The sequence below is a fragment of the Mesorhizobium sp. M7A.F.Ca.CA.004.12.1.1 genome (assembly GCF_003997835.1).
Lineage (GTDB): Bacteria > Pseudomonadota > Alphaproteobacteria > Rhizobiales > Rhizobiaceae > Mesorhizobium.
In genome coordinates this window covers 1-4,308 of sequence record NZ_RZRK01000531.1, presented here as the reverse complement: position 1 = coordinate 4,308, position 4,308 = coordinate 1, and the positions used below count along the sequence as shown (strand labels likewise).

General features: G+C 57.6%; 3 protein-coding genes. All 3 read left to right on the top strand.

All coding sequences use genetic code 11. The annotated features are described in order from the left end of the window. Positions 1 to 377: 377 nt before the first annotated feature. The gene (locus tag EN984_RS24355) at positions 378 to 1,019 is read left to right on the top strand and encodes a response regulator (protein WP_127270687.1); all 642 of its coding nucleotides are present in this window, start codon (positions 378 to 380) and stop codon (positions 1,017 to 1,019) included. A gap of 1 nt (position 1,020) precedes the next feature. Then, positions 1,021 to 1,398 (top strand): response regulator, encoded by a 378-nt coding sequence (locus EN984_RS24350; RefSeq protein ID WP_127270690.1) that lies wholly within the window; start codon positions 1,021 to 1,023, stop codon positions 1,396 to 1,398. 239 nt (positions 1,399 to 1,637) lie between these two features. Further along, a partial coding sequence (locus EN984_RS24345; RefSeq protein WP_164765612.1) for a serine/threonine-protein kinase occupies positions 1,638 to 4,308 on the top strand: 2,671 nt, incomplete at its 3' end.

Below are 4,308 nucleotides of genomic sequence, written 5' to 3'. Positions count from 1 at the left end.
GACATGGTTGATCATGCGACTCCATGTTCGGCAGTGCGACGATCGTGAACAACGCGGACTGCTGCGCATGCCGCACTCGGTCCAAATCCTGAACGTTTAGCGAGAGTCAAATGCGACGAACGCCTCACTATCGCGCGACAAGGCACGACTTGACAATTGCCGCAACTCCGAACGCGCTGAAAATCCTGTCTCGCGGCATAGAGACAACCGACCTGCGGTGATTTGATCATCATTCACCGCAATCGAGGGATAGCGGGGCACTCTGAAGAAGGCCCGCAATTATTGTTTTCTATTACATCTCATGCCTCCCATGTCTGCTAGTCTAGCGAAAGGGGCGGGCTTGCCGCTGGTTTATGGCAGGGAACGGAGAAATCGGCGTGGAAGGTTCCGACCAGGTCATCTTTCTCGTGGACGACGATGTCCATGTTCGGGAGTCGATCAGTGACTTCCTCGCATCGGCGGGCCTCCGGTGTGTCGCAGTGGGCTCGGTAAGCGAGTACCTCGAATACCGTCGGCCCGACTTACCAAGCTGTATCGTGCTTGACGTGGAGCTCCCCGGCGTAAGCGGGCTTGAGTTTCACGAACAGATCGCCAGCGGCGATCATCCGCCAGTTGTGTTTATTACGGGCCATGGGGATATCCCTTCGACGGTCAGGGCGATGAAACGGGGTGCCGTTGATTTCCTCACGAAGCCCTTCCAGGAGTCGGATCTGCTCATAGCTATCAAAGCTGGCATTGAGAGAGATCGGGAGCGCCGTTCGAAGCAGGACGAATTGGGCGTTCTCCGACGCCGCTTTGCTGAACTTACACCTCGAGAGCGGGAGGTATTTCCGCTCGTGGTCAGCGGGCTAATGAACAAACAGGCGGCGGCAGAGCTCGGAATACGCGAGGTGACGCTACAGGTTCACAGAGGCAAGGTCATGCAGAAGATGCGGGCTGCCTCACTTGCCGATCTGGTGCGGATTGCAGCCATGCTCGATATTCCGATAACTCATTCCCGCCATGCAGGAGCTTTGTGAAGTGAATTCTCGTCAGTGGGTCGTCGCGATCGTGGACGATGATCCGTATCTACTTGAGTCCCTGGGAGATCTCCTGGAATCAGCCGGGCATAAGGTGCGCTCCTATGACACTGCCTTATCTCTCCTCCAGGGTGATCGGCTGTCGGAAGTAGACTGCCTGATCACTGATGTCGGCATGCCGGTCATGGATGGAGTCGAACTGCAGCGGAGGGCAAATGCTCGACTTCCCAACCTTCCCGTCATCTTCATCACAGGCAGGCAGGAACTGGCCACTCAAAGGCGAGTGACCGAAGCTTCTGTTTCTAGAGTATTTCAGAAGCCATTTGATACCAGAGCATTGCTGGATGCAGTATCCGACGCTCTCTTGGCTCGTGATTGACGCGGATACAAATACACGATCGTCCTTTTGGCGGTTTGCAGGATGGGACTTGTAAAGGATTTACCGTCGGCCAACCGAGGCCGTAGTCCGGTGTTATTGCTCTCTGGTCGTTACGGGGGGACGATGCGACTGGGAAAGCAACTGCGACAGAGGAGCTGTTCAAGGACGGTGACAGCGCGAGTCTGGCTGATTACCGTTGGCATCGGCGACTTGACGCAACGAGACTCGGATAGAGGCCTATGACGAACACGCGCAGGCTCGTAGATCTCTCGAATGTTGACCTCAAGGTCCTCGCCGAAGACGAAGAGCGTTTGCTGATGAGGGTGAGGCGCCGAGACGGCAACGCTGAGAAGACCGCGCTCGTTGTCAGGCCAAAATTGGACCAGTCACGGTTGGGCCTCGCAGCGCGCCTCGTTAATGAACACAGCCTGAAACCATATATCGAGGGCACATGGGCCGCGCGCCCGATGGCGCTTCTGGGGGAAGGAAACGTTACCGAGCTTCTACTCGATGATCCCGGCGGCGAGCCGCTTTCGCGGCAGGTCGGGGCACCGATCCCGATCCGGCGGTTCTTGATATTGTCCATGGCAATGTCGGATGCGACGGGGCAGATGCATGAAGCTGGGCTAATCCACAAGGATATCAAACCCGACAATTTTCTCATAAGTGGCTCCGGCGATCGCGCTTGGCTGATTGGCTTTGGCATCGCTTCGCGGCTTCCACGCGAGCGTCAGACTCCGGTGCCCCCCGAGGTGATCGCCGGTACCTTCGCCTATATGGCTCCGGAACAGACCGGACGCATGAACCGGTCGATCGATGCTCGCAGCGATCTCTACGCTCTCGGCGTTACCCTCTATGAAATGATCACCGGCGCCCTGCCATTTGTCGCTGCTGACCCAATGGAGTGGATTCATTGTCATGTGGCCCGTCAACCTATCCCTCCTTCAGAAAGGTTGACCGGAATTCCGGAGCCTGTTTCAGCCATCGTCATGAAGCTCCTGGCAAAGGCTGCGGAGGACCGTTACAGGACGGCCGCTGGCCTGAAGGCGGATTTGCAGCGGTGTCTCGAGGAATGGGAGGCGCGCGGGGCCGTTCGGCCGTTTGATCTTGGCACGCGCGACACGCCAACTAAGCTAATCTTCCGGGAAAAGCTCTACGGGCGCGACGACGAGATCAGATCGTTGATCACTGCGTTCGATCGGGTCGTGGCGAATGGCTCTCCCCAACTCGTTCTTGTGTCCGGCTATTCGGGGATCGGCAAATCGTCGGTCGTCAACGAATTGCACAGGTCGCTTGCGTCTCGGCGCGGACTTTTCGCTGCTGGTAAGTTCGATCAATACAAACGCGGAATTCCATACGCGACGCTGGCGCAGGCATTGCAAGGCTTGGTTGCACAATTGTTGAGCAAACACGAGGCCGAGCTAGCGCTGTGGCGGAATGAGTTCGCCACAGCCCTCGGGCCGAACGGCCAATTAATAGTCAATCTCATTCCAGAATTGGAAACCATTATCGGCGAACAACCCAAGGTGCCTGATCTTTCCGGTCCTGAGGCGCAGAACCGGCTACGCCTTGTGGTCCGACAGTTCATCGGTGTGTTCGCACGCCCAGAACATCCCCTCGTATTGTTCCTCGACGATCTGCAATGGCTGGATTCGGCGACCCTGGACATCGTCGAGAACTTGGTGACCCAGTCCGAAACGGGAAGCCTTCTCCTCGTGGGCGCATACAGGGACAATGAAGTTGCTCCAGATCACCCCTTGTATAGACGCCTGCGCTCCATCCGAACGTCAGGAGCGCCGGTTCAAGATATTCAATTGAGCGGAATCCAGCCGCAGGACATTGTCCACATGATCGCAGATGCGCTCGACGATCATCCACAGAGAGTGGCTCCGCTTGCCGACAGCGTATTTGCGAAGGCTGGCGGCAACCCCTTTTTCACCACCCAGTTCGTAGCGAGCCTCGTTGACGAGAACCTGCTCGTATACGATCCGGATTCATCGGGCTGGAGTTGGGATATCGATCAGGTCAATGCGAGGCGTGTAAGTGACAGCATAGTCGATCTCATGGTCGAGCGCCTGCGTCGCCTTCCGGAAGCCTCACAGCAGGCGTTGAGGCAAATGGCTTGCATGGGCAACGCTGTGAAAGCCCTGACGTTCCAGCGGATTGTCGAAGCATCTGCCGAGAAGGCACACATGCTTCTCCATGACGCTCTCCTGGCCGGTCTGCTCCTCCAGGTCGACGATGGCTACGCGTTTGCGCATGATCGCATCCATGAAGCAGCCTATGCCACCCTTCCCGAACCCGAGAAGGCCGCCACCCATCAACTGATCGGATCGCGGCTGCTTGCGACGCTTGATGAAGCCGAGATCGATGCCGATGTCTTCAACATCGTGAGTCAGTTCAACCGCATCGAAATCGGAAGCATCGCACCTGCGGAGCGCGCGAAGGTCGCAAACCTGTATTTGCGTGCTGGGCGGAAAGCCAAGGCGTCCGCCGCCTATTCGGCGGCGTGCGGCTACCTGGCAAGGGGACGATCGCAGCTCGTCGATGTCGGCTGGACGACACATGCCGAACTTGCATTCGCGCTGGCAATTGAGCATGCCGAATGCACCTTCCTCAGCGGCGATCTCGCGCAGGCCGATCAGATGATCTCTGCCTTGCTGACCCAAGAAACTGCCAACGTGGAGAAGGCGGCGGTCTACCGGCTCAAGGTGGAGCTTTGCGTTGTCAAGTCGGACAACAGCGGTGCGGTCGAAAATGGAGTGGAGGGGCTGGGGCTTCTCGGCTTCGACTTGCCGATACGCCCTTCCTGGGCAGACGTCGAGCGTGAATACGACGAGATTTGGAGGAACCTCCAGGGCCGCCCGATAGAGAGCTTCGCCGATCTGCCACCCATGACAGATCCACAAG